This is a genomic window from Moheibacter sp. (assembly GCF_049672845.1).
Taxonomy (GTDB): domain Bacteria; phylum Bacteroidota; class Bacteroidia; order Flavobacteriales; family Weeksellaceae; genus Moheibacter.
This window is the reverse complement of record NZ_JBATWT010000007.1, coordinates 46069-69423: the sequence shown is the minus strand read 5'-3', so window position 1 is coordinate 69423 and position 23355 is coordinate 46069. Positions and strand designations below refer to the sequence as shown.

Genomic DNA, 23355 nt, shown 5'->3' with positions numbered 1-23355 from the left:
ATTTGCAATTATTAATTTTTATTTACACCATTATTTTGTGTGTGATTTTTTATATGCTGGAGCATCTTTTAAATGATTTAAAGCCCTACTTAAGTTATATTTTTAGTTTTATAATTGTGAGTTTAAGTCATGTTATCAGCATGTTTGCTATAGGCTGTTTTTTTCTAAAAAATCTTATTTATCTGGAACTTAATGACTTCTATAAGATTTTTGGAATCTCATTTATATTATTTCTTTTAATATGCCTTCTCTTTTATAAGATTTTAAATGGAGTACTTTTAGATAAGCTTAGGAAATTATAATTTAAAACCTCGCCTGAATCTGAACATTTCCGGTATGAATGGTTTTGTTTTCTTCGGTTTTTCTACCATCATAACTGATATTTACGCTTAAAAATGAATTGAGTTGTCTTTGCAACATGAGTTGCCAAACGAAGTTATTTCCGGGTTTGAGTCCTTCCATCATTTGGTTTCCTACCACGGATTGTGCATTTCCGATGAAGCGGTTGTTGATGTAATTAAAACTTCCAAGCAATGAGGATTTGGAGCCGTCATTCCATTGAATTTCTGCCCCCAGATTAGATTGATTGAGGCTTTCTTCGCCCGTTCGATTGGATTTATTTTGATAAGTATAATTGAGCGCTGCGCTGAATTTGCTTTCGACCTGATAAGAAATCTGGGGTTTCAGTCGCCAGGATTCAATGATGAAACGGCGGCTTTCAAACAAATCGGAACGGCTTTGGGTACGGATGTTCTCGCCTTCCGCGAGGAAATAAAAATTGTCCCAGGGTCTGTATTTGGCGTTTAATAAATGACTTTTTGAATCTCTGGATTCGGTTCCGGTAAAAACAAAACTTTTGGTTTCCTGCTGGGAATAAGTGTAGCTGGAAGACCATTTGTATTGTCCGCCCTGATTGAAATTAAGACTGCTTCGCATACTCTGCATTTTGCTCAGCATATTATCTGAATCAACAAAAGGATTCCATTCCAGCGTTTTTCCTTCTTTTAGTAATGAATTACTTGATTGAAGTGAACTTTGGAGCATCCATCTTCCTAGAAATTTATTTTCTGAATTAAGTAATTCCTTGGGTTTCAGGCGGAGTGAAAAATTGAAATTGTTTTTGTTGGTTTTGACATATTCAAGTGTGTTGGTATAAACCCTGATGTAATTGGCTTCGTCCTGATATTCAGCAACTTCAAATTCGTCAAGTTGTTCAAGTCCGTCGCCGTTGTAGTCTGTCCATTTGTAAATTCCGGTTCCGTCGGTGACTTTCACATATTCAAATTCACGTTGAGGTTCTACACCGCTCCCCAATTCATAAAAAGCATTGACCACCATTCCGCCACGCAGAAAACTTCTGTACCAACGGATGTTTCCGGTGATGTAATTTTCGTGCGGATGGTCTTCAAAAATATAATCCACCGAACGGTAATGCGCCATCATTTCCAAACGTTGTTCCTGTTTGTTGATAAGTTTTGACTGCAAAATCAGTCCGTTTGATTTGGTCAGTCGTTGCATAATTCCCAAACGCATAGAGTCGTCACGACGGTTATAAAAAGTCAGTTGGGCGTGGATTTTTGCAGTATCGCCAATTCCCGCCATCGCCTGAATTTCGTCCCAGCGGAAGGAAAGATTGGAAAGGTTGTTTCCTTCGGAAAAGTTGAGGTGGTCTTCAATTTCGTTGACTTCGCCGGCATATTGAGCGCCCACCCAAATCGATTTCCAAAGTTTTCTTTTGGCCAGCGCCTGATAACGTAAAAACTGTGATTTATCGGGTTCCAAATCAGGATTAATCAGGCTTTTATTTTCCGCATTCAACAAAGAGAAACTGGCTTGTGCATAATTTTTCCCGGACTGATAATTCAGATTCAAATCGTTTTTCACGCCATTGTACTGCGCCTGGTTTTGCAGATAATGCAAATTATAATTCATCTTCAATGAATCCTGATAACTGCTCACCAAACCGACTCTTAAATACGTCTGATTGGCTTCTGAAAGTTCGTCTTTCAGGTTAAAATCACGGGTAAACTCTACCGATCTTAAACGCTGAATGGAATTAAAGTTTTTCTGAATATAAGAGAATTCAAGTTGTGGCTGAAGTTTCCACGTATTGAACTCAAAATTCTGATTTCCGTAAATTCTTCCGGCCAGCCCTACATTTTCGCCATCATCTTTGTCTGAAAATAGATTCAGGTCTTCATTACTCATTCCCAGATCAATGCCGATGATTCCATTTTTTAATTTATACTGCGAATTTAGTGTGTAAAGTTGTAGTCTTTTGGGCGGAATCAATTGGCGGATCGGTTCATAATTCCCTTGTGGAATTCCGTCAACCGGCGGCACATATTGAAAGATTTTTCCGTTGATTTCTACATTGGACTGAATATAATTTCCATTATTGTTTCCGGTGTAGGTAAAGGTTACCTGATAGAGTTCTTCTTCGGGATTATCAGAGAATTCAAAAATTTCGATGCCGTCAATGATAATTTTCCGATATAAATTTTTGTCGGGATCGTATTCAGTCAGAACAGCCGTTGTATTGTACATTTCATCGGGATTATTTCCGGCATCGGCAAGAATTTGTTTATCAGCATCGCTGAGGTTTTCATTTAGCGGATTATTTTTGGAGTCACCATTTGAATAAAAATGTCCGGCAATTCTGAATTTTTCCGATTCGTGTTCTACGCCGGCATACATCAGAAACTGCGAATAGCTTCGGTTGGCATAAAGATATTCGACTGTAATTCGTGAATTATCGGTAATCAGTCGGTTGCTGGTAAAGGTAAGTTCGCCGGTATTGTAATTGATGACATAATCCTGATTTTCGCCGCGGGTCATTAGTACGCCATCCAGATAAACCCTCTCACTCCCCGAAACGATGATGATATACAATTCGTTATTGTTTCCTGAAAGCCTATACGGTCCCTGATTCCCATTCTGACCCACAATTTTTTTGGTGGCGAATTCTCCGCGCGTGACGCTTCCAGCGACCTGAACTCTTGTTTTGGAGTCATTGTTGTGCGTCAGTTCAGTGCCGACCTGTAAACCTGTTACCTTTTGATTGAAATTTCCAAAAAAGTCGTTTTCCTGAATCAGATCAATGTGCCCTGCGCGGATTTTCGAATTTTTATTGAATAATTCGACATAAACTTTATCAAATTCCTGTAATTGTTGCGTATAACCGTCCGCCTGAATCGGGACATTATTGTCTGAAATCACAGCATTAATCCCGATTTCTTCGGTCAAATTTCCGGTGAGCTGTAAATCCAAAGAGGATTGAACCGAAGCGCTTTGATTGTTCCCAAAACGAATTCCCCGAACCAATGAACCCCGGCTGTTGAGTCCGTCAAAAGGTTTTCGAATCTCTCTCAAATCTTCGCCATAAGCATAATATTTATGTTCCTGAGTAGGCTCAATGATAAGCGCTGTATCTTTGGAAAATACCGAAGTGCGTTGCAAATCAGGATGAATGTAATAAGAGACAAATAGTTTTTGTCCTTTTAAACTTTCATCAAAAATAATTTCGCCTTTGGCAAAATCAATTTGATAAAACAATTCGGAAATGGGATTTCCGGCTTCGTCCCTAATCATGAATTTATCGGGCAAAATCACTCCGGCATTGAGCTGAACCGTATCGGAAACGCTGATAGAATCCTTTCTGAAGTTATCATTCTCCCAATCCGGCACCTGAGCCGAAACACTCAGGAAAAAGATAAACAGAAAAAGAGATATGTAAATTTTTGACGACAACTTCTGGATTTATAGTACAAATAACGGAAATTTGACGTTTGTCGTACACCTTATCTGTAACAAAGCCGAATTATTGCAACTTATAAAAAAACTCTGTTTATGAAAACACTGCTTCGACTGGAAAATCTGGGACTTTTTATTTTATCGATTTATTTGTTTTCGCTTTTGGATTTTCCTTGGTGGGCATTTCCCGCCTGTCTTTTGTTGCCCGATTTAAGTATGATCGGATATGCCTTTGGAAATAAATTTGGGGCAATGCTTTATAATTTTTTCCATCATCAATTATTGGCGGTTGTGGTTTATCTGATTGGGATTTATTTTCATTCGGAATGGATACAGTTTGTGGGAATAATTTTATTGGCCCATTCGGTAATGGATCGGATTTTCGGATACGGACTTAAATATTTTTCCAGCTTCAAAGACACACATTTGGGTAAAATCGGCCCTTCTAACTGACGGAATTAATGTAAATTCAGTCAGTCAACTGACGGAATTAACGTAAAATCAGTCAGTTGATTGACTGAATTAACAAAATTTACGTAATTTTGTAGTGAAATAGAACGTCAGAAAATGGCCTATCGCTACAAAAGAGCATTATTAAATGAGTTTGAAAAGAAAGTCAGACCCAATAAAGTATTGATTTTATTAGGCGCACGTCGTGTGGGAAAAACCAAGCTCATTCAGGATTATCTGGAAACCATTCCCAAAGAAAAATACTTATCACTGAACGGTGAGGACGTAAACGATGCAGAATTATTGCGCGAACGTTCGGTTGCTAATTACAAACGTCTTTTGGACGGAATTGAAATTCTGGCGATTGATGAAGCTCAGCACATTCCCGAAATCGGATGGATTTTGAAATTAATCGTGGACTCTATTGATGGCATCAAGATTATCGCCACAGGATCATCTATGTTTGATATGGCCAATAATCTGGGTGAACCTTTGGTCGGAAGAAAAAATACACTTTACCTTTTTCCGTTGTCGCAAATTGAATTTTCTCAATTCGAAAATCACAAAGAAACCACCGAAAATCTGGAACAAAGACTTTTATTTGGCGGCTATCCCGAACTGGAACAATATCCGGACTGGGAAGAAAAACAAGAATACCTGAACGAAATCATCAGTTCGTATTTGCTGAAAGATATTTTAATCTACGACGGAATTAAAAATTCAGCCAAAATTTACGATTTGCTCAAAATGATTGCTTTTCAAGTTGGGAAAGAAGTTTCCTTGCAGGAATTGGGCAATCAGTTACAGATTTCAAAAAACACCGTAGAACGCTATCTGGATTTGCTTTCCAAAGTTTTTGTTTTGTACAAAATAAATGGTTTCAGCCGAAATTTACGCAAGGAAATCACCAAATCGAGCCGATGGTATTTTTACGATAACGGCATTCGGAATGCATTAATCAATAATTTTAACCGACTGGATATGCGCAATGATGCGGGCGAATTATGGGAAAATTATATTGCTTACGAACGAATTAAAAAGCAAAATTATCAGAAACTTAAAAAAGAAAATTATTTCTGGCGAACTTACGATCAGCAAGAACTGGACTGGGTAGAAACCGAAAACGAGTCCATCGCCGGATTTGAATTCAAATGGAATGAAAACCGAAAACCGAAAATTCCAACCGCTTTTGCAAAGGCTTATCCCGATGCTTCTTATGAATTAATTCATCCCAAAAACTATCTCGATTTTATTACATAAAAAAACCTACAGGAGAACTGCAGGTTTTCATTATCCGAAATTTCGGGTTTATTTTTTACCATTGAAACAATGGACGAGAAGACATCATTTCAGTAACTTTATCGCCCACCGCTTCCAAAACGGTATCATTGTCTCTGTTCATCAAAGCTTCATCGATCAGATCTGCAACGGTTTGCATATCATTTTCCTTCAAGCCACGCGTTGTAATCGCAGCAGTTCCCAAACGAATTCCCGAAGTCGTAAACGGAGATTTATCGTCAAAAGGAACCATGTTTTTGTTACAAGTGATTTCGGCTTTAACCAATGTGTTTTCTGCCTGACGACCTGTGATATCTTTGTTTCGTAGGTCAATCAACATCAAATGATTGTCAGTTCCGCCCGAAACGATTTCGTACCCGTGCCCCACCATTGCTTTGGCCAAAGCCTGTGCGTTTTTGGTCAGTTGAACTGCGTATTCCATATATCCATCCGACAGCGCTTCTTCAAAAGCAACTGCTTTCGCAGCGATGACATGTTCCAAAGGACCACCCTGAGTTCCCGGGAAAACCGCCATATTCAGCAGCTGAGACATCATTTTGATTTCTCCTTTTGGCGTTGTTTCGCCCCATGGGTTTTCAAAATCTTTACCCATCATGATGATACCTCCACGTGGCCCACGAAGGGTTTTATGCGTAGTAGAAGTTACAAAATGACAATGCGGAATCGGGTCATTTAGAATTCCTCTGGCAATTAAACCTGCCGGGTGCGCAATATCGGCCAACAACAATGCGCCTACTTCGTCTGCTACTTCACGGAATTTCGCAAAATCCATATCGCGCGAATAAGCCGAAGCACCGCAGATAATCATTTTGGGTTTTTCTTTCAGTGCAGTTTGGCGCATCGCTTCATAATCAATCCTTCCAGATTCTTTATCTACACCATAGAAACAAGTTTGATAAAGCATTCCGGAAGAACTCACCGGTGAACCATGCGTCAAATGTCCGCCGTGTGAAAGATCCAATCCCATTATTTTATCGCCCGGTTTCAAACAAGCCAAGTAAACAGAAGCATTTGCTTGTGAACCACTGTGGGGTTGAACGTTTGCATACTCCGCATTGAATAAATGCTTCAGCCTTTCGATGGCCAAAGTTTCGATTTGATCTACTACTTCGCATCCGCCATAGTATCTTTTGCCAGGATAACCCTCTGCATACTTATTGGTCAAAATTGACCCCATTGCTCTCATGACGTTGTCACTCACGTAGTTCTCAGATGCAATTAGCTCCAAACCAACGGTTTGTCTTTCTCTTTCATCTTCAATCAAATCGAAAATAATATCTTGTGCCATTATAAAAATTTTAATTAACAAAAATACTGAATTTATCTTAGTTTTATATGATGAAAACGCTTTTTGCAATAGGACTTATGTCAGGTACTTCGCTCGACGGATTGGATATTTGTTACGTTCGATTTGATCTTCCGGATTACCAATTCGAAATTCTAAAAGCGGAAACGATTTCTTATCCATCGGAATGGGAAGAAAAACTAAAAAACGCCATTCATCTTTCTGCAGAAGAAATCACCAAACTTGATTTTGATTACGGGATTTATTTAGGTCAAATCACCAAAGAATTCATTCAAAATCATCAAATTCAAAGCCTTGATTTTATTGCTTCACATGGCCATACGGTTTTTCACAATCCGACGAAAAACTATACACTTCAAATCGGAAAAGGACAAGGGATTTTCGTCAAAACAGGCATCAAAACTATTTTTGATTTTCGCTCGCAAGATGTTCTGATGGGCGGTCAAGGAGCGCCATTGGTACCGATCGGAGATCGATTTCTTTTCAAAGAATTTGATGCTTGTTTAAACCTCGGCGGTTTTTCAAATATTTCTTTTGAGCGAAATTCAACTCGGATTGCCTTTGATATTTGTCCGGTGAATATTGTTTTGAACAAATTGACAGAACAAATTGGGAAACCTTACGATAAAAATGGTGAAATAGCAGGTTCTGGAAAAATTGATTTGAACTTATTAGAAGAGTTAAATCAATTGGATTATTACAAGAAAACCCATCCCAAATCATTGGGAATCGAATGGTGCAATGAGAAAATTTATCCAATAATTGAAAAATATCCACTAAAAACGGAGAATATAATTTCCACATTTACGGAACATATCGCCGAACAAATTGCTGTGGTTTTGAATCAAAATTCGATTCGAAATGTATTCATTACGGGTGGTGGCGCATACAATGTTTTTCTAATTGAACGAATTCAAACCAAAACGGATTGCCAAATTATTTTACCCGAAAAACAAATCATCGAATACAAAGAAGCCTTGATATTTGCTTTTATGGGATTGTTGCGACTGGAGAAAAAAATAAATGTACTGGCTTCGGTTACAGGAGCAAGAAAAGACCATAGTTCTGGAACGGTCATTTCCTAAATTTTTTGTTATTTTTATCAGATGAACAAACGAATTGTCCTGGTTGACGATAATCATTTCCTTACGAAAGTAATCGGAGAAAAATTATCTTTTTTTGAGGATTTAAAACTCAAATTTACTTCAGTGAATGGAAAAGATTTGTTAGAAAAACTGGAAAATGATTCGGTTGTAGATTTGATTTTGATGGACATCGAAATGCCGGAAATGAACGGAATCGAGGCGACAGCAGAAGTCAAAAAACGCTATCCTCAGATCAAAATCGTGATGCTGACCGTGTTTGACAACGATGAAAACATCTTCAACTCCATCAAAGCCGGAGCTGACGGATATTTATTAAAAGAAGTCGACCCAAAAACCTTGTATAACGGTATCAACGAAACGCTCAACGGCGGCGCTGCCATGACACCGTCCATCGCTTTAAAAACTTTAAAGCTTTTACGAAATCCGTTTGAATTTAAAAGTCCGGAAAAAGAAGAAGAAATAAAACTTTCTTCTCGGGAAATAGATGTTTTGGAACAATTGAGCAAAGGATTGAGTTATACAGTCATTGCTGAAAATCTATTTTTATCGCCCAGCACTGTCCGCAAACACATCGAGAACATCTACAAAAAACTACAAGTTCACAACAAACTCGAAGCCATCCAAAAAGCCGAACGAAATAATTTGATTTGAACCCTTCGACTCAGCTCAGGGTGACAAATGTTGGGTGTAAAAACATCATAGTTCGTAAATCGTAAATCGTACTTCGTAAATCAAAATACGTCAATTGCCTTATTGAACCGCAAAGGTCATCCTACTAAATTTGTCTTCATAAACATCAAAAAAACTACAACTATGAAAACAATGAAACAATCTTACCTATTTATTCTTACGCTTTTTATAGCTTCTGTATTTACCTTTTCATGTAAAAGCGATGACGATGGCGGCGGCGGTGGAAGTGCTGCTGAAGGAACAATCACTGCAAAAATAGATGGCGATGGATTTACATCTGTAGAAATGGCAACGTTTGCTACGATTAGTGGAGGTTCCATTCAGATCCAAGGTAATACAGGTGGAACTTCAAGTAAAGCAATTGTCATGACCATTACCAGTTATGATGGTGTAGGAACATATCCAATTGGAGGTGGAGCAAATGTTTTTAATGTCGCTTCTTATGTCGAAACAGAAGTAGATTTATCCGATCCTACCAATCCAAACGTAGTTACTTGGGCTGCACCCTATGATGACACCCAGGTAGGAGAAATCAACATTTCTGAAGTGAACGACACTAATATTAAGGGAACTTTCTCTTTTAAAGCAAAAAACGAAGCACAAAACATCAAAAATATCACAGAGGGTTCTTTTAATATCGCCCTGAACTAAGCCTGAAATTCAATTGAGTTTTTCTAAAAGCCCTAACTCTACCTAAAAATTAGAGAACTCAAATGGTAGTATGCAAGAAATTCAAATTTAGACCAAATTGTTTAAATTTGGATTTCGGCTGCCATTTTTGATCGCTGAATCTCTACAACTCACAAAAACTAACGTACATGAACCGGTCGCTGTCCTTTTTCATTTTGATTTTCTGGATATTTCATTCCGGTGCATTTGGACAAAACCTCCAAAAAAAAGACAGTTTGGTCAAAGTTCTTCAGTCAAACAAAGACATTGATCAAAGAACCGCAACCCTCCTCCAATTGTCCATTTTCTATGATGCGACCGATTTGGAGAAATCCCTAGACTACGCAAAAAAAGCCTTAAAAGAAGCTAAAAAAAAGAAAACACCAACGGTTCTTTCTGAAACTTATAATAATTTGGCAAATGTTTACGAATACAAAAGCCAAACCGATTCTTCGTTGATTTATCACGAAAAAGCACTTGATTTAAGATTGAAATCAGATGATTTTACTAAAATCGGTGATTCTTATAATAACATCGGTATCGCTTATGATAAATTGGGCAATTTCCCGAAATCACTAGAGCATTATTTCCTTGCTTTGCGCAATTATGAAAAAGAAAAAGATTTGGAAAAACAAGCCATGGTTTTGTCCAACATCGGGATCGTTTATAAAGCACAAAAAGAATACGAGAAAACCCTTGATTATTATCAAAAAGCACATAGAATTTACCAAGATTTGAATTTAGACTTTGGAATTGCGGTATCAGAAGGAAATATGGGCGGGGTTTTACTACTCATGAAAAAATATGATGAGTCCATTGATTACTCAATTAGAGCAAAAAGTCTTTATGAAAAAATTGGCTATGAACGGTATACTGCCTATCCATTGATCAACATTGCTGTGGCGTATGATAGTTTGAAGAATTACCCTAAAGCTGAGAAATACTACCGAGAAGCAATTGATTTGAATAAAAAATATCAAAACACCTACGAAATTGCCAATTCCCTAAAGGCCTATGGATCAATGCTGTTGAAGCAAAACAAAAACCAATCCAGCATCCATCAACTACAGGAAGCGCTTGGTTATACCAAAAATTCAAATGCCGTATTACTTGAAGTTGAAATCAGAAGAATTTTGGCCAAGGCTTATGCCCAAACCCAGAATTTCGGAGAAGCTTATACGCAAATGGAAACCTATGCGCTAGGACGAGATTCTTTATTTGAGCTTGAAAAAACCAAAACCGTTTTTGAGTTAGAGAAACAATATGAAACGGAAAAAAAAGAAAAACAAATTCTGGTTCAAAGAGCGGAATTAGCAGAGAACAAATTGAGTTTAGAAAGAAAAAACACTTGGATCGTTTTGATAATTGGTTTGGTGCTTTTAACTGGATTGATTGGTTATTTCGTCTATCGAAACCAAAGGTTGAAAAACCTCCAACTTCAAAAAGAAAACGAACTCAAAGATGCTCTAATCAAAATTGAGACTCAAAATAAAGTGCAAGAAGAACGGCTTCGGATTTCGAGAGACTTGCATGACAACATCGGTTCCCAATTGACTTTCATCATTTCTTCATTGGACAATTTGAAATTTCAATTGGACAATGAAAATCACGCAGCCGGAAAAAGAATTGAAACCATCAATCATTTCACCCGAAATACCATCACCGAATTAAGGGATACAATTTGGGCAATGAACAAAGAAAACATCCGATTTTCCGATTTAAAAGTACGCATCAGCAACTTTCTTGAAAATGCCAAATCTCATGTCCAATACATTGATTTTGAAGTGAAAATGAATGAATCGATCGATGAAAATCATTCGTTTACAGCTTTTGAAGGCATAAATTTATACCGAGTCATTCAGGAAGCGGTCAATAATGCCATTAAACATGCCGAAGCTTCCAAAATCAAAGTTGTATTTGAAAAAGTAGAAAATCATTTTGAAGTTCAGGTTTCTGACAATGGAAAGGGAATGGAAAATCTGTCCAAAGATTCCGGAAATGGTTTGAACAATATGTACAAGCGCGTCGCTGATTTAGGAGGTGAATTGATTGTAAAATCGGAACCGGGAATTGGAACCGAATTGAAAATTGTTTTTTAGAAAAATCAGAATATTTTTACATTTGGGTTGTTTAAATTGAAGTAGATGACCTATAGCCAAAGCGTTTCCTGGCTTTTTCAAAAGCTCCCTATGTTTCAACGATCGGGCGCTTCTGCCTACAAAAAAGATTTGGGAAACATAACCACATTGATGGGACATTTGGGAAATCCGCATAAAAAATTCAAATCAGTACACGTTGCCGGAACCAACGGAAAAGGGAGTACTTCACATATGTTAGCCTCTGTATTTCAGGAATCTGGATACAAAACCGGTTTGACGACTTCACCCCATTTAAAGGATTTCAGGGAGAGAATCAGGGTCAATGGAAAAGTTTGTTCGGAAGAATTTGTTGTTGAATTCGTAGAAAAAAACGCTGCTTTTATCGAGACTATTAATGCTTCATTTTTTGAGGTTTCCATCGCCATGGCATTTGCCTATTTCGCAGAAATGAACTTAGATATTGCGATAATCGAAACCGGTTTAGGAGGACGACTGGATTCGACCAATATCATTACGCCGGAATTGTCTATCATCACAAATATAGGACTAGACCACACTGGAATTCTCGGTGAAACGCTATCAGAGATCGCATCTGAAAAAGCTGGAATCATCAAACCGAGTATTCCGGTCATAATTGGAGAGTCTTCAACTGAAACTCAAGATGTATTCACACAAAAAGCAGTGGAAAATAATTCAGAAATTTATTTTGCTGAAAATTTTATTTTCCCAAATTATAATTCTGATTTAAAAGGCATTTACCAAGAAAAAAACAAAAGAACGGTTTTGACCGCTATTGAAATGCTCAATAAACAAGGATTTGAAATTTCGCAAAATGCAATCCAATCAGGTTTGAAAAACGTCATTTCCAATACCGGCTTACGCGGCAGATGGGAAATTTTGCAAGAAAATCCGACCATCATTGCAGACACCGCTCATAATCCGCATGGTTTGGCTGAAATCCAAAAACAATTGTCCCAAACAAATTATGAAAACCTCCATTTGGTTTTGGGATTTGTAAATGATAAAGATGTCCGCTCAATATTGTCTTTTTTTCCTGACGATGCCATTTACTATTTCTGTGAGCCCGATGTGCCACGAAAGCTTGAATTAAACCAACTAAAGCAAATAATTCCCGAAAATCTAAATGCTGAATTCATCCCGGATGTGAAAAAAGCCTTGAAAAGAGCTGTTTCAGTTGCTGAAAATGAAGATTTGGTTTATGTGGGAGGAAGTACTTTCGTGGTGGCGGAAGTGATTTAAATTTAGTTCACAAAAAATCCTGCAAAAAGAAAATTCGATTTGCAGGAGTGTTTCAAAAAGGAATTAAATTATAATTAAAGGCAAATTACCAGCCTTCGTAATCTTTCTCGTTGTCGTTTCCGAACTGTTTCAGTTTAACTAACCACCAACCCATCATCACCATTCCGACTATAAATAAAATCCAGTCAAATGAATGACCGATCGGAACAAGCAGATTTTCAAACATCCATTTACATAAATTTGAAAAAGCGAATAATATATCTGTAATTAAACCCATATCTTTGTTCTGTTTTAAGGGACAAAGTTATAAAAATGTTGGCAAAATTACTCTCCGGAAAGTCTTTTTTAGCACAAATTATTCTCGGAATCGTCTTTTTAGTTCTGTTCTATTTTAAAAACCAGTCTCTTATTGTCGATTGGGAAAGTGTTTTCGGTGTTTTTTTCTTTTTGCTGAGTATCATTTTGAGCTTTGTATTTTTTAGAATTTCATCTCTGATTAAACTTCATGGTGTTGGGTTTTGGTATTTTTCCATCTGGATTTTATGTTTTTCAGGCATTGCAGTAGATTTTAAAATTGCTGCGTCTATTTTTACCTGCACACTGATTTTCTGGCGTCTACTTGAAGCCGAACAAAGCCCTGAAAATATTAGATTTCTGTTTGATGTAGGAATTTTGCTTAGTATAACCGGCTTTTTTTATCCGCCCGGATTCTTTTTGTGTGGATTTTTACTGTTTGTCTTTATCTATATGCGTTCTGTCAATCTGAAAGGATTTATCCTTTTTCTTATTGGTTTTACACTTCCGCTGGTGGTTGGAGTCCAGATTCTCTATCTGATCGGGCAAATTGACTGGCTGAACTCTTATCAATATGCTTTTTGTCTGGATTTCTGGAGCTATCCGCTTTGGGGATTGATTCCGTTGGCAATCTTAGTTTTGGTTGGCTGGGCCGACCATTTATCACAATCCACTGCACAGGATATTCACAAACGAAGAAAATATTTTCTGAGTTTTCTTTATTTCATAAACTGGATTGTGATTCTGGTTTTGTATGGCGGAGAGAATTTAAATCTGCTTGCCTTTCTGGCGCTTCCGCTCAGCATTTTCCTGGTTCGGTTTACCCAATATCAAAAATCTGAAAAGACAAAAGAAATATTACTTTGGCTTTATCTGGCTATCATGGCCGGATTTTATTTCCGCTACGAAATCATAGAAATCTACAATGACCTACTTGGAAACGTCGCTTTTTAAATCCAGAATTTTGCCGTCAAAAACTGCATACGTAAAGTGGTTGACCCAGTCACCGAGGTTCATGTAAACTGAATTTTCCCCGACTTTTATTTCCATCGGCATGTGCCTGTGGCCAAATATAAAATAATCAAAATGTTCCTTTTCAAGCTTTCTTTTGGCGTAAAGCGCAAGCCATTCCTTTTCTTCACCCAAAAATTTCACATCTTCATCACCCGAAATCAACTTGTTTTTGCGCGACATATAAATCCCCAGCCAAACCGCAAAATCAGGATGCAAAAGTGAAAAGAAAAACCGAGCTACCTTATTGCGGAACAACTTTTTCATGCGTTTGTACCCCTTGTCACCGGGACCCAAACCATCGCCATGCGCAATGAAAAATTTAGTTTGATTGATCTGAAAATATTTACGGTCATGAAATATTTCCGCACCGATTTCTTTTTCAAGATAATCCTGCATCCACAAATCATGGTTTCCGGTAAAAAAATAAATTTTGATACCCGAATCAGAAAGTTCAGCCAATTTTCCTAAAACGCGAACAAATCCACGCGGAACTACTTGCTTGTATTCATACCAGAAATCAAACAAATCCCCCAAAAGAAATAAAACCTGACAATCTGATTTGATTTCATCCAGCCATTTGACAAAACGAATTTCACGGATTCGGCTTTCTTCATCATTGGGCGCGCCCAAATGCTGATCAGAAGCAAAATAAACTTTTTTTCCTTCCTGAAGTTGAAGATTTATTTGTTGTCCTCCGCCAGCCATTCCGCATAAGATGTTTCGGTTTCATGTAGTCTGATGGATTGCAATTCTACTGTAGGATCAAGATGCGGACGAATCAGACCTACCATATCGATCAACATATTTTCACAAGAAGGCTGATATTCGGTAAAAATCACTTTGTGTCCTTCTTTGATAAGGTTTTCTCCCAATTCTTTGTGCGGAGAATTTACATTCAGTAAAATGGCATGGTCAAACCGATCGACAACCTCTGCGCGCACAATTTTTTTGATGTCGCCGAAATCAATCACCATCCCGAATTTCGGATTGGAATTATCCTGAATCGGGACACCTTTTACCGTCACAAAAAGCTTATAGGAATGGCCGTGGATATTTTTGCACTTCCCGTCATAACCATAAAGCGCGTGTGCAGTTTCGAAATTAAAAGACTTTGTTACGCGAATTTTATTCATTATCTTAAGGGTCTGAACCAACAAGCAAAGTTAATGGAAATACTCACAATCGGACGCTCAATTTTCGATTTATTTTTCCCCAAGCGCTGCCTGAACTGTGATTCCGTCATTTCGCAGGACAATCCGCTCTGTGTTTCATGTGCTTCCCATCTGCCTTTTACCCATTGGCATCTGGACAAAAACAATTTTGCATATAATAAGCTTAAGGTTCTCTGCAAACTAAACGCTGCGCACAGTCTTTTGTTTTTCCGCCATGAAAATGTAACCCAGAAACTCCTGCACAGCCTGAAGTATGAAAATCATCCGGAAATCGGAATTTTATTGGCCGAAAGATGCTATTCTGAATTGAAACTTGAAAATTTTACCGGTATCATTCCGGTTCCGATTCATCCGAAAAAATTGAAAAAACGTGGCTACAATCAAGTATTGCCTTACGCCCAGACTTTATCGGAAAAATTTGAAATCTCACTCATCGAAGATGTTTTGATCCGAATTGAAAACAATCCTTCCCAAGTTTTCAAAAACCGTGAAAAACGATTGAATTCCATTCAGAATGCTTTTGCACTGACCGAAACTCCCCTCGATGGACATTATATTTTAATCGATGATGTACTCACTACCGGCGCCACAATTTCAACTTGCGTGAATTTAATTCATTCGAAATTTCCCAAAGTGAAAATATCTGTGATGACGATGGCTTGTGCGATATGAAATCAGATTTGGTCGGATTTGGGTCGAACTTTCCTATAACAAAAAAAGCAACTAACTAAGATCAGTTAATTGCATTTTAATTAAGAGGTTCCGAGCGGATTCGAACCGCTGTAGCAGGTTTTGCAGACCTGTGCCTAAGCCCCTCGGCCACGGAACCAATTCCTTATTCAGGATTGCAAAGATATAAAATTCGGACAAATTCCGAAGCTTTAAAAATTCTTTTCCAAAATGATGCTTACTTTTTCTACATTTCCTCCAATCGGAGGATTCATTTTAGATAATTTGATTTTGGCATAACTCACCATAGGAATTTCATTTCCAACTCTTTGCAAAACACGATCGGCTACTTTTTCCAATAATTTGGAACGAATGGAAACTTCTTCCTTCACGATTTTATTCAAATGAACATAATCGACCGTGTCCTCTAATTCATCGGTCTGAGCCGATTTCGACAAATCAGCATCGATTTCCAAATCCACCACATAATCGGATCCGATTAGTGCTTCTTCGTCCAGACATCCGTGATTGGAATAAATCCGAATGTTTTCCAATATTATTTTTCCCATACTGTTGTTCGGTTTCTGTATATAAATTTCGACGGATTGACATATCCGTTCTTGTTTTCTGAATATCCATTGCCCAAAGGCATTCCGACGACTTCGCGAATTTCAAAATGCAGATGCGCCAGGTATTTACCATCTGCCGTTCCAATCGTCCCGATGGGTTGACCGCGCTTTACAAATTGATTCTTTTCCACAAAGATTTCATCGCAATGCGCATAGAGCGATTCTACTTTTTTTCCGCTTGGAAATTCGTGAACAATCCGGATTACATTTCCCCAACCGCCTTTGAAATCCTTTGCTACACTGACTTTTCCGTTGGCAATCGAAAAAATCGTATCGCCCAAATCGGTATTTCCGCCACCTGTTCCGTTCCAGTCTTCACCCAAATGATGATTGTCTCCAAAATGCTGTGCATCATAATATCCTTCACCATCGGGCTTCCCAACCGGAAAATCAAATCCATCGGCAAGTTCAGCCGGATTTCGGTTTTCTGAAATGGCATTTTGGACATTTTCTTCACCCGACTGACAAGAAAGCAGAAAGAGAGAAAGCAGAATAATCAATTGTTTCATTCGATAAAAATAAAAAAAGCAGAGAGAATTTCCCTGCTTATTTTTTACACAAAGCTCCCTCCTTAGGAGAGCCTGTCCCGAACTTGATTCGGGAGGTTGAGGAGGCTTATTTCTTAAACAATTCTGCTACTTTGTCCCAATTTACCACGTTGAAAAACGCAGAAATATAATCAGGACGACGGTTCTGATAGTTCAGATAATATGCATGTTCCCAAACGTCAAGACCCAAAAGCGGCGTTCCCTGAACTTCTGCAACCGGCATCAAAGGATTGTCCTGATTAGGCGTAGAAGTCACTTCCAATTTTCCGTCTTTTTTGATCAACCAAGCCCATCCCGATCCGAAACGAGTTGCAGCTGCTTGAGCGAATTTTTCTTTGAAAGCATCAAATGAACCAAAAGCTTGGTCAATGGCCTCAGCCAATTCTCCCGTCGGCTGTCCGCCCCCGTTCGGGCTCATCGTTTCCCAGAAAAGATTGTGGTTGTAATAGCCACCTCCGTTGTTACGAACTGCAGGATTTCCCACGCCGGTTTTCAATATTTCTTCAATCGAAGCATTCGCTAATTCGCCACCTTCAATTGCTTTGTTAAGATTGTCCGTGTATGCTTTGTGGTGTTTTCCATGGTGAATTTCCATGGTTTTTGCATCGATATGTGGTTCCAATGCGTTAAATGCATACGGTAAATTCGGTAATTCAAATGCCATAATATATGATTTTTAAATGTTAATACTTATCTAAACCCAAATATAAGACTGATTTTCTCAATTTATGTGAAGATTAAATTAAAACTTCTAATTCCCTCATAAATTTTCTAAATTGCGTAGAATAAGAAAGTCTATGTCGAAACTCAGAAAAATCATGCTCCGCACCGTTCAGGGGATAATTCTTTTCATCCTATTGATCATTGGATTGCTTTATCTAACCGGAAATCAATACATCATCCGCGGTGTTCAGTTGACTTATTTAAAAGGACATAAAACCGCCAACATCGACGACTACAAAGATTTTGACAACAACATCATACTTTCCAAAACCCCGCAACCTTGGTTCGAACATGAGCTTTACAATCAAATTCCGCTAAGCGATACACTTCGAAACGAACTCGAACGCTATAAATCCATCGGATTTTTTGTAGCCAAAGACGGAGAAGCACTTTGGGAACATTATTGGGACGATTATTCGGCCGAAAGCCACACCAATTCCTTTTCCATGTCCAAATCTGTGGTAACCATGCTACTGGGAAAAGCCATCGAACAAGGCTATGTGAAATCACTCGACCAACCCATCACCGATTTTCTACCCGAGTTCAAAGACGATGAATTCGCGCAAAAATGTACGGTCGGTGATTTATCGGCGATGACTTCAGGGTATGACTGGAGCGAAGATTATTATTTGCCTCTAAATCCCACCGCCAAAGCTTATTACGGAAGTAATATCGAAAAACAAATGCTCAATCGGGATTTCATCGAAGAACCCGGAAAGCGTTTTAATTATTTGTCGGGAACTACTCAACTTCTGGCTATTTTGCTCCAAAGAGCTGTTGGAATCAGTATTTCCCAATATCTGCAAGAAGAGTTCTGGCAACCGATGGGAATGGAAAACGATGCTTATTGGTCAAAAGACCGAAAAGACGGAATGGAAAAAGCCTATTGTTGTCTGAATTCTAATGTGCGGGATTTTGCGAAATTAGGTCAATTATTGCTTCAGGACGGAAAATGGAACGGAAGACAAATCCTCGACTCGGCTTTTGTTCAGAAAATGGTCACGCCAAATTATGAAGCTTTTAGTAAAAATGAACCTGCCCGATACGGCTATTCCATCTGGACGGATTACGAACACGAACCGAATTTTTACGGATTGATGGGTCACCTCGGACAGCGCATCATTGTCATTCCATCTGAAAACCTGGTCATCGTAAGATTGGGTCACGAAAAAGACGACCGCAATATGGGCAAAGGGTTTTTGGACAATGACACTTATTATTTCGTGGATGAAGTCATGAAAATGCTCAAAGAAAATAAGCTCTTAAAATCTCAAAGCCATGTTGAAAAAAATCCCGCAGCAGAAAGTCCTCTTCCTGGACATTGAAACCGTTCCGGAAGTTTCCAATTGGAATGAACTCCCCGATGACTGGAAAAGTCTATGGACCAAAAAAATAGAAAGACAATTGGGAGAAGAGGAAACACCCGAAGAATTCTATGGCAAACGTGCCGGAATTTTGGCCGAATTTGGGAAAATCATCTGTATTTCCTGCGGAATTATTTCGGAGGAAAATAAAATCCGAATCAAAAGTTTTTACGGCGATAACGAAAGCCAGATTTTGAAAGAATTCAATGAAATGCTGTCCGGAAAATATTTCGGACCCGATTTCCTTTTATGTGCGCACAACGGCAAAGAATTTGATTTTCCGTTTATGGCAAGACGAATGATCATCAACGGAATTGAATTACCGACCGCACTAAATATTCAGGGAAAAAAGCCTTGGGAAATTCCGCATTTAGATACGATGGAACTTTGGAAATTCGGGGATTATAAACATTATACTTCATTGAATTTATTAGCGGCAGTCCTCGATATTCCCACGCCAAAAGACGATATCGATGGCTCACAAGTTGCTTCGGTTTATTACAACGACAAAGATTTGGAACGAATTAAAACCTATTGCGAAAAAGATGTGCTGACCGTGGCGCAGATTTTTCGGAAATTCCGAAATGAAACTTTGCTGGAAAGGGAATAAAAGTTATTAAAAGAAAATATTTTATTTGAAAGGAGATTTAAGCCCTCCTTCTTTAAGAGTTTTATTCAAACTATCAAAATCTGTTTGGTAATAAACAACCGTTTCAACGATTTCAAAAGACTTAAAATTATGGAAGATCCGCTCTCTTAATTGTTGTTCTAAATGATTAATGTTGCAGAATCCTTTCCTATTATCACTAAATTGTTTAGAAATATAACCTTCAATTACTCCACTATATCTACCATCAATTGCAATTACTTGAAAAACTTCTTTTGTATCATAACATTCAGCCAAAATACATTTTTCTTCAACAAGAATATCACCATCAATTTCATAGGAAACTTTTAAGATAGTCCCTCTGCCATAATATTTTTCATCCTTATTCATTATCCGCTTCTTCCTCCGTTAAATGCGTCAGCGTCAATTCCGCTCTTTCCACTGAATTTCGGTACATTTTGATGATTTTCACTTGATAATCTTTCAGATCCAAAATATCACCGGCCTTCAATTCACGATCTGGAAAGGTTTCAGCCAATAAGCCCGACAAGGTGTCGTAATGCTCACTTTCTTCAAATCGATAAGGCAAATGACGATTGATGTCGGACAAATTACTGTGGGCATCTACCGAATAAATTCCTTCGGAAATATTGATCACAATCGGATCTTCATTGTCGTATTCATCCTGAATTTCACCCACTAATTCTTCCAAAATATCCTCCATACTTACAATTCCGGTCAGTTCTCCAATTTCATTGGTCACAACCGCCATCTGAATACGTTTTTTCTGAAATTGTTTCAATAAATTTTTAATTTTTGAACTCTCGGAAATAAATAAAGGTTTACGTAAAATATTAACGAAACTTGTGTTTTCTGGTTCATCCAACATCAGCCTCATCAAATCTTTAGTATAAAGAATCCCTTTGATATTGTCCAGTGTTTCTTCATAAACTGGATAACGCGAATAACCTTCGTTAACAGCATAATCAATCGCTTCCTTTACCGGCGTATTGATTTCTACTGCCGAAACATTTTTACGAAGTGTCTGAATATTATTTACCCGTCGATCGTCAAATTCAAACACATTTTGAATCAAATCGCGCTCGGTTTGTTCGATTGCGCCACCTTCCTGACTTTCGGTAATGATCATTTTCAATTCTTCTTCCGAATGGATTTCTGAACCATGAATCGGTTTGATTCCGATGATTCGCAAAATAAAATTCGCAAAACCATTCATCAACCAAATCAACGGTTTGAAAATCACGTAGAAAATCCGCAAAGGCCAAGCAACGGTAAAAGTCGTATTGGTCGGAAAACGAATCGCAAGTGACTTAGGCGCCAATTCCCCAAATACAATGTGCAAAACGGTAATCACCGCAAATGCACCCCAAATAGCTGTGTTAACTGCTACTTTTTCCCATTCAGGTCCGGTCAGCCCAAAACTGTCAAAAATATTGATGATAATTGGCGAAATTGCAGATTCACCAATGAAACCAAGTCCCAGTGAAGCCAATGTAATTCCCAACTGAGTGGCTGCCAAATAAGAATCGAGACTGTTCACGATTCGTTTTGCCATTTTGGCAACTCCAGGGTTCAAGTCTGTGCGTACATCAATTTGAGAAGAACGAATTTTCACGATTGCGAACTCTGCGGCAACGAAAAAACCGTTCAAAAGCACCAAAAAGATTGTAAGAAATATTTTCCAAACGGAAACGTCATGCGAGATGACTCCACCCCCGGGAGCGCCGGCGGCAAAAATAAAGGATAGTAACGGGTCTGCGTCCATTTATAGTGTTTTACAAGGCGAGTTTCATTTGATTTTTTACGAAACCCATAAACTAAAGTTTACTTTTGATATGAAATTTTAAATTTCAGTTTATATCAAAAACCTTTAACGCAAAAATAGAATTTTTTCCCTGATTTACAAATAGGTAAATTTTGTTTTAATTTGTAATTAATTAATCTCTAATTCCAAACGATAATTTCACATAAATGAACTCCAATATCCTCGATATTCAGAATCTTTCACTGCGGTTTGGTGAGAATCAAATCTTGAAAAAGGTTTCGTTTTCAGTTCCGAAAAGGAAAATTGTAGGGGTTGTAGGCGAATCAGGTTCAGGAAAATCCATTACTTCGCTCGCTGTGATGGGGCTTTTGCCGAAATCTGCACAAATTCCGTCCGAAAGTGAAATTGTATTTCATTCCAAATCGAAACCCATTGATTTACTGAAATTATCGCCTGAACAAAAAAGAAAATACCGTGGAAATGAAATTGGGATGATTTTTCAAGAACCCATGACTTCTCTGAATCCCAGCATTCGATGCGGCGAACAGGTGGAAGAAGCCATTCGACTGCATCTGAAATTGGAAAAAACTGCGGCAAAAAAACGAGTAATTGAATTATTCGAAAAAGTACTTTTACCCAATCCCGAACGAATTTACAAAGCTTATCCGCACGAACTTTCCGGTGGACAACGACAAAGAGTGATGATCGCCATAGCCATCAGTTGCAATCCCAAAATCCTGATTGCCGATGAACCCACCACCGCACTCGATGTGACCGTTCAACGTACCATCCTCGATTTGATTAAACATTTACAAAAGGAAATCGGTTTGAGCTGCATTTTTATTTCCCACGATTTGGGTGTGATTGCAGAAGTTTGCGACGAAGTGGTAGTGATGTACAAAGGCGAAATTGTCGAAAAAGGAAGTGTGCAAGAAATTTTTGAAAACCCGAAAGAAAACTATACCAAAGGTTTAATTGCCTGTCGTCCAAGACTCGACATCCGACAAAAAGATTTACCCACAATCGCCGATTATTTGAAGAACGAAAATTATCAGTCGGAAATTTATACTTCCGAAGAACGGCAATCTTTTCACCAAGAAATTTACAGTCAGACACCCATTCTGGAAGTGAAAAATCTATCGAAATATTTCTATTCGAAACCAAGTCTTTTTGGGAAGGACGAAATTTCGGTCAAAGCGGTAGACGATGTGAGTTTTAAGGTGTATCCGGGCGAAACCATGGGTCTTGTGGGCGAATCTGGAAGCGGAAAAACCACCTTGAGCCGAACCGTTTTATTGCTGGAAAAACCCACCGAAGGCGAAATTTTTTACCACGGAAAAGACATTGTAAAATTATCCAAAGGAGAAGTCCGAAAGTTGAGAAAGGAAATTCAGATTATCTTTCAGGATCCTTATTCGAGTTTGAATCCGCGAATGAATATCAGCGAAATTCTGACTTCGCCTATGAAAGTGCATTCGATTGGAAAGAATCAAAAAGAGAGAATCGAAAGGGCAGGGGACTTGCTGGAAAAAGTCGGACTGAGTCGTTCGGATTTAAAGAAATATCCGCATGAGTTTTCGGGTGGGCAACGCCAAAGAATCGGGATTGCAAGGGCACTTGCACTCAATCCGAAATTCATCATTTGCGATGAAAGCGTTTCGGCTTTGGATGTTTCAGTTCAGGCGCAGGTTTTGAATTTACTGAACGATCTCAAAGAAGAATTTGGACTGACTTATATTTTTATTTCACACGATTTGGCGGTTGTAAAATACATGAGCGATCAACTTTTGGTGATGCAGCACGGACAACAAAAAGAATTGGGCGATGCCGATGAAATTTACGCAAATCCGACCACGCAATACACCAAAGATTTAATCGAAGCAATTCCGAAGTTGTAATGAGTTGCGGGTTGTGAGT

The 23355-nt window shown here is 38.3% G+C and carries 22 protein-coding genes and 1 tRNA gene; 12 read left to right on the top strand and 11 right to left on the bottom strand.

Annotation, left to right across the window (positions count from 1 at the left end):
• Nucleotides 1–303: 303 nt before the first annotated feature.
• Nucleotides 304–3750: a hypothetical protein gene (locus WBF63_RS02510; protein ID WP_424368120.1), complete on the bottom strand. Its 3447-nt coding sequence runs from the start codon at nucleotides 3748–3750 to the stop codon at nucleotides 304–306.
• A gap of 99 nt (nucleotides 3751–3849) precedes the next feature.
• Between WBF63_RS02510 and WBF63_RS02505 the strand changes: the two genes are divergently transcribed.
• Both WBF63_RS02505 and WBF63_RS02500 read left to right on the top strand, forming a co-directional pair.
• Nucleotides 3850–4206, top strand: coding sequence for a DUF4260 domain-containing protein (locus tag WBF63_RS02505; RefSeq protein ID WP_424368119.1), 357 nt, complete (start codon nucleotides 3850–3852; stop codon nucleotides 4204–4206).
• Nucleotides 4207–4320: 114 nt separating this feature from the next.
• Nucleotides 4321–5463 (top strand): ATP-binding protein, encoded by a 1143-nt coding sequence (locus tag WBF63_RS02500; RefSeq protein ID WP_424368118.1) that lies wholly within the window; start codon nucleotides 4321–4323, stop codon nucleotides 5461–5463.
• Nucleotides 5464–5518: 55 nt separating this feature from the next.
• Here WBF63_RS02500 and glyA read toward each other — a convergent pair whose 3' ends face one another.
• Nucleotides 5519–6790, bottom strand: coding sequence for a serine hydroxymethyltransferase (glyA, locus tag WBF63_RS02495; protein WP_424368117.1), 1272 nt, complete (start codon nucleotides 6788–6790; stop codon nucleotides 5519–5521).
• Nucleotides 6791–6837: 47 nt separating this feature from the next.
• Between glyA and WBF63_RS02490 the strand changes: the two genes are divergently transcribed.
• The 5 genes from WBF63_RS02490 (at nucleotide 6838) to WBF63_RS02470 (ending at nucleotide 12632) form a co-directional block, all read left to right on the top strand.
• Complete coding sequence (locus tag WBF63_RS02490; protein WP_424368116.1) at nucleotides 6838–7893, top strand: anhydro-N-acetylmuramic acid kinase; 1056 nt, start codon at nucleotides 6838–6840, stop codon at nucleotides 7891–7893.
• A gap of 21 nt (nucleotides 7894–7914) precedes the next feature.
• Nucleotides 7915–8565, top strand: a complete 651-nt coding sequence (locus WBF63_RS02485; protein WP_424368115.1) for a response regulator — start codon at nucleotides 7915–7917, stop codon at nucleotides 8563–8565.
• Between the two features lie 162 nt (nucleotides 8566–8727).
• Entirely contained in the window at nucleotides 8728–9255 is a 528-nt protein-coding gene (locus WBF63_RS02480) for a DUF6252 family protein (RefSeq protein ID WP_424368114.1), read from the top strand.
• A 167-nt stretch (nucleotides 9256–9422) separates the two neighbouring features.
• Nucleotides 9423–11372, top strand: coding sequence for a tetratricopeptide repeat-containing sensor histidine kinase (locus WBF63_RS02475; protein ID WP_424368113.1), 1950 nt, complete (start codon nucleotides 9423–9425; stop codon nucleotides 11370–11372).
• Between the two features lie 90 nt (nucleotides 11373–11462).
• Nucleotides 11463–12632 (top strand): bifunctional folylpolyglutamate synthase/dihydrofolate synthase, encoded by a 1170-nt coding sequence (locus WBF63_RS02470; protein ID WP_424368112.1) that lies wholly within the window; start codon nucleotides 11463–11465, stop codon nucleotides 12630–12632.
• A gap of 85 nt (nucleotides 12633–12717) precedes the next feature.
• On the opposite strand, the gene WBF63_RS02465 is transcribed toward WBF63_RS02470, so the two are convergent.
• Nucleotides 12718–12858 carry a DUF6341 family protein gene (locus WBF63_RS02465; RefSeq protein ID WP_424368111.1) on the bottom strand — a complete coding sequence of 47 codons (141 nt, stop codon included), beginning with the start codon at nucleotides 12856–12858 and terminating at the stop codon, nucleotides 12718–12720.
• An 86-nt stretch (nucleotides 12859–12944) separates the two neighbouring features.
• Here WBF63_RS02465 and WBF63_RS02460 point away from each other — a divergent pair, with 86 nt between their 5' ends.
• Entirely contained in the window at nucleotides 12945–13880 is a 936-nt protein-coding gene (locus WBF63_RS02460; protein WP_424368110.1) for a DUF6427 family protein, read from the top strand.
• Here WBF63_RS02460 and WBF63_RS02455 read toward each other — a convergent pair.
• Entirely contained in the window at nucleotides 13857–14645 is a 789-nt protein-coding gene (locus tag WBF63_RS02455) for a UDP-2,3-diacylglucosamine diphosphatase (protein WP_424368109.1), read from the bottom strand. The two genes, WBF63_RS02460 and WBF63_RS02455, sit on opposite strands and share 24 nt — an antisense overlap.
• A complete protein-coding gene (locus tag WBF63_RS02450) occupies nucleotides 14621–15073 on the bottom strand; it encodes a 6-pyruvoyl trahydropterin synthase family protein (RefSeq protein ID WP_424368108.1) in 453 nt (150 codons plus the stop codon). The genes WBF63_RS02455 and WBF63_RS02450 overlap by 25 nt, the downstream gene beginning before the upstream one ends.
• A 33-nt stretch (nucleotides 15074–15106) precedes the next feature.
• Here WBF63_RS02450 and WBF63_RS02445 point away from each other — a divergent pair, with 33 nt between their 5' ends.
• Nucleotides 15107–15784: a ComF family protein gene (locus WBF63_RS02445; RefSeq protein WP_424368107.1), complete on the top strand. Its 678-nt coding sequence runs from the start codon at nucleotides 15107–15109 to the stop codon at nucleotides 15782–15784.
• An 85-nt stretch (nucleotides 15785–15869) separates the two neighbouring features.
• Here the strand turns inward: WBF63_RS02445 and WBF63_RS02440 are convergent.
• The 4 genes from WBF63_RS02440 to WBF63_RS02425 all read right to left on the bottom strand — a co-directional run bounded on the left by WBF63_RS02440 (nucleotide 15870) and on the right by WBF63_RS02425 (nucleotide 17622).
• A tRNA-Cys gene (locus WBF63_RS02440) sits at nucleotides 15870–15941 on the bottom strand.
• 52 nt (nucleotides 15942–15993) lie between these two features.
• Nucleotides 15994–16350 carry a dihydroneopterin aldolase gene (gene folB / locus WBF63_RS02435; protein ID WP_424368106.1) on the bottom strand — a complete coding sequence of 119 codons (357 nt, stop codon included), beginning with the start codon at nucleotides 16348–16350 and terminating at the stop codon, nucleotides 15994–15996.
• A complete protein-coding gene (locus WBF63_RS02430) occupies nucleotides 16338–16919 on the bottom strand; it encodes a murein hydrolase activator EnvC family protein (protein ID WP_424368105.1) in 582 nt (193 codons plus the stop codon). Before WBF63_RS02430 ends, folB begins: the two co-directional genes overlap by 13 nt.
• A gap of 106 nt (nucleotides 16920–17025) precedes the next feature.
• The gene (locus tag WBF63_RS02425) at nucleotides 17026–17622 is read right to left on the bottom strand and encodes a superoxide dismutase (RefSeq protein WP_424368104.1); all 597 of its coding nucleotides are present in this window, start codon (nucleotides 17620–17622) and stop codon (nucleotides 17026–17028) included.
• Nucleotides 17623–17755: 133 nt separating this feature from the next.
• Between WBF63_RS02425 and WBF63_RS02420 the strand changes: the two genes are divergently transcribed.
• Both WBF63_RS02420 and WBF63_RS02415 read left to right on the top strand, forming a co-directional pair.
• The gene (locus tag WBF63_RS02420) at nucleotides 17756–19006 is read left to right on the top strand and encodes a serine hydrolase domain-containing protein (protein WP_424368103.1); all 1251 of its coding nucleotides are present in this window, start codon (nucleotides 17756–17758) and stop codon (nucleotides 19004–19006) included.
• Entirely contained in the window at nucleotides 18960–19655 is a 696-nt protein-coding gene (locus WBF63_RS02415) for a ribonuclease H-like domain-containing protein (RefSeq protein WP_424368102.1), read from the top strand. The genes WBF63_RS02420 and WBF63_RS02415 overlap by 47 nt, the downstream gene beginning before the upstream one ends.
• Before the next feature lie 21 nt (nucleotides 19656–19676).
• Here WBF63_RS02415 and WBF63_RS02410 read toward each other — a convergent pair whose 3' ends face one another.
• Both WBF63_RS02410 and WBF63_RS02405 read right to left on the bottom strand, forming a co-directional pair.
• Complete coding sequence (locus tag WBF63_RS02410; RefSeq protein ID WP_424368101.1) at nucleotides 19677–20042, bottom strand: hypothetical protein; 366 nt, start codon at nucleotides 20040–20042, stop codon at nucleotides 19677–19679.
• The gene (locus WBF63_RS02405) at nucleotides 20035–21438 is read right to left on the bottom strand and encodes a hemolysin family protein (protein ID WP_424368100.1); all 1404 of its coding nucleotides are present in this window, start codon (nucleotides 21436–21438) and stop codon (nucleotides 20035–20037) included. Before WBF63_RS02405 ends, WBF63_RS02410 begins: the two co-directional genes overlap by 8 nt.
• Nucleotides 21439–21644: 206 nt before the next feature.
• Here WBF63_RS02405 and WBF63_RS02400 point away from each other — a divergent pair, with 206 nt between their 5' ends.
• Nucleotides 21645–23336, top strand: a complete 1692-nt coding sequence (locus tag WBF63_RS02400) for an ABC transporter ATP-binding protein (RefSeq protein ID WP_424368099.1) — start codon at nucleotides 21645–21647, stop codon at nucleotides 23334–23336.
• Nucleotides 23337–23355 lie beyond the last annotated feature (19 nt).

Excerpts from the sequence above, each read along its gene's own strand:
- WBF63_RS02430 (WP_424368105.1), bottom strand. The coding sequence starts at position 16,919 with ATGAAACAATTGATTATTCTGCTTTCTCTCTTTCTGCTTTCTTGTCAG.
- WBF63_RS02420 (WP_424368103.1), top strand. The coding sequence starts at position 17,756 with ATGTCGAAACTCAGAAAAATCATGCTCCGCACCGTTCAGGGGATAATT.
- WBF63_RS02460 (WP_424368110.1), top strand. The coding sequence starts at position 12,945 with ATGTTGGCAAAATTACTCTCCGGAAAGTCTTTTTTAGCACAAATTATT.
- WBF63_RS02465 (WP_424368111.1), bottom strand. The coding sequence starts at position 12,858 with ATGTTTGAAAATCTGCTTGTTCCGATCGGTCATTCATTTGACTGGATT.
- WBF63_RS02470 (WP_424368112.1), top strand. The coding sequence starts at position 11,463 with ATGTTTCAACGATCGGGCGCTTCTGCCTACAAAAAAGATTTGGGAAAC.
- WBF63_RS02410 (WP_424368101.1), bottom strand. The coding sequence starts at position 20,042 with ATGAATAAGGATGAAAAATATTATGGCAGAGGGACTATCTTAAAAGTT.
- glyA (WP_424368117.1), bottom strand. The coding sequence starts at position 6,790 with ATGGCACAAGATATTATTTTCGATTTGATTGAAGATGAAAGAGAAAGA.
- WBF63_RS02480 (WP_424368114.1), top strand. The coding sequence starts at position 8,728 with ATGAAAACAATGAAACAATCTTACCTATTTATTCTTACGCTTTTTATA.
- WBF63_RS02505 (WP_424368119.1), top strand. The coding sequence starts at position 3,850 with ATGAAAACACTGCTTCGACTGGAAAATCTGGGACTTTTTATTTTATCG.
- WBF63_RS02405 (WP_424368100.1), bottom strand. The coding sequence starts at position 21,438 with ATGGACGCAGACCCGTTACTATCCTTTATTTTTGCCGCCGGCGCTCCC.
- WBF63_RS02455 (WP_424368109.1), bottom strand. The coding sequence starts at position 14,645 with ATGGCTGGCGGAGGACAACAAATAAATCTTCAACTTCAGGAAGGAAAA.
- WBF63_RS02475 (WP_424368113.1), top strand. The coding sequence starts at position 9,423 with ATGAACCGGTCGCTGTCCTTTTTCATTTTGATTTTCTGGATATTTCAT.
- WBF63_RS02500 (WP_424368118.1), top strand. The coding sequence starts at position 4,321 with ATGGCCTATCGCTACAAAAGAGCATTATTAAATGAGTTTGAAAAGAAA.
- WBF63_RS02415 (WP_424368102.1), top strand. The coding sequence starts at position 18,960 with ATGTTGAAAAAAATCCCGCAGCAGAAAGTCCTCTTCCTGGACATTGAA.
- WBF63_RS02425 (WP_424368104.1), bottom strand. The coding sequence starts at position 17,622 with ATGGCATTTGAATTACCGAATTTACCGTATGCATTTAACGCATTGGAA.
- WBF63_RS02400 (WP_424368099.1), top strand. The coding sequence starts at position 21,645 with ATGAACTCCAATATCCTCGATATTCAGAATCTTTCACTGCGGTTTGGT.
- folB (WP_424368106.1), bottom strand. The coding sequence starts at position 16,350 with ATGGGAAAAATAATATTGGAAAACATTCGGATTTATTCCAATCACGGA.
- WBF63_RS02445 (WP_424368107.1), top strand. The coding sequence starts at position 15,107 with ATGGAAATACTCACAATCGGACGCTCAATTTTCGATTTATTTTTCCCC.
- WBF63_RS02450 (WP_424368108.1), bottom strand. The coding sequence starts at position 15,073 with ATGAATAAAATTCGCGTAACAAAGTCTTTTAATTTCGAAACTGCACAC.
- WBF63_RS02490 (WP_424368116.1), top strand. The coding sequence starts at position 6,838 with ATGATGAAAACGCTTTTTGCAATAGGACTTATGTCAGGTACTTCGCTC.
- WBF63_RS02485 (WP_424368115.1), top strand. The coding sequence starts at position 7,915 with ATGAACAAACGAATTGTCCTGGTTGACGATAATCATTTCCTTACGAAA.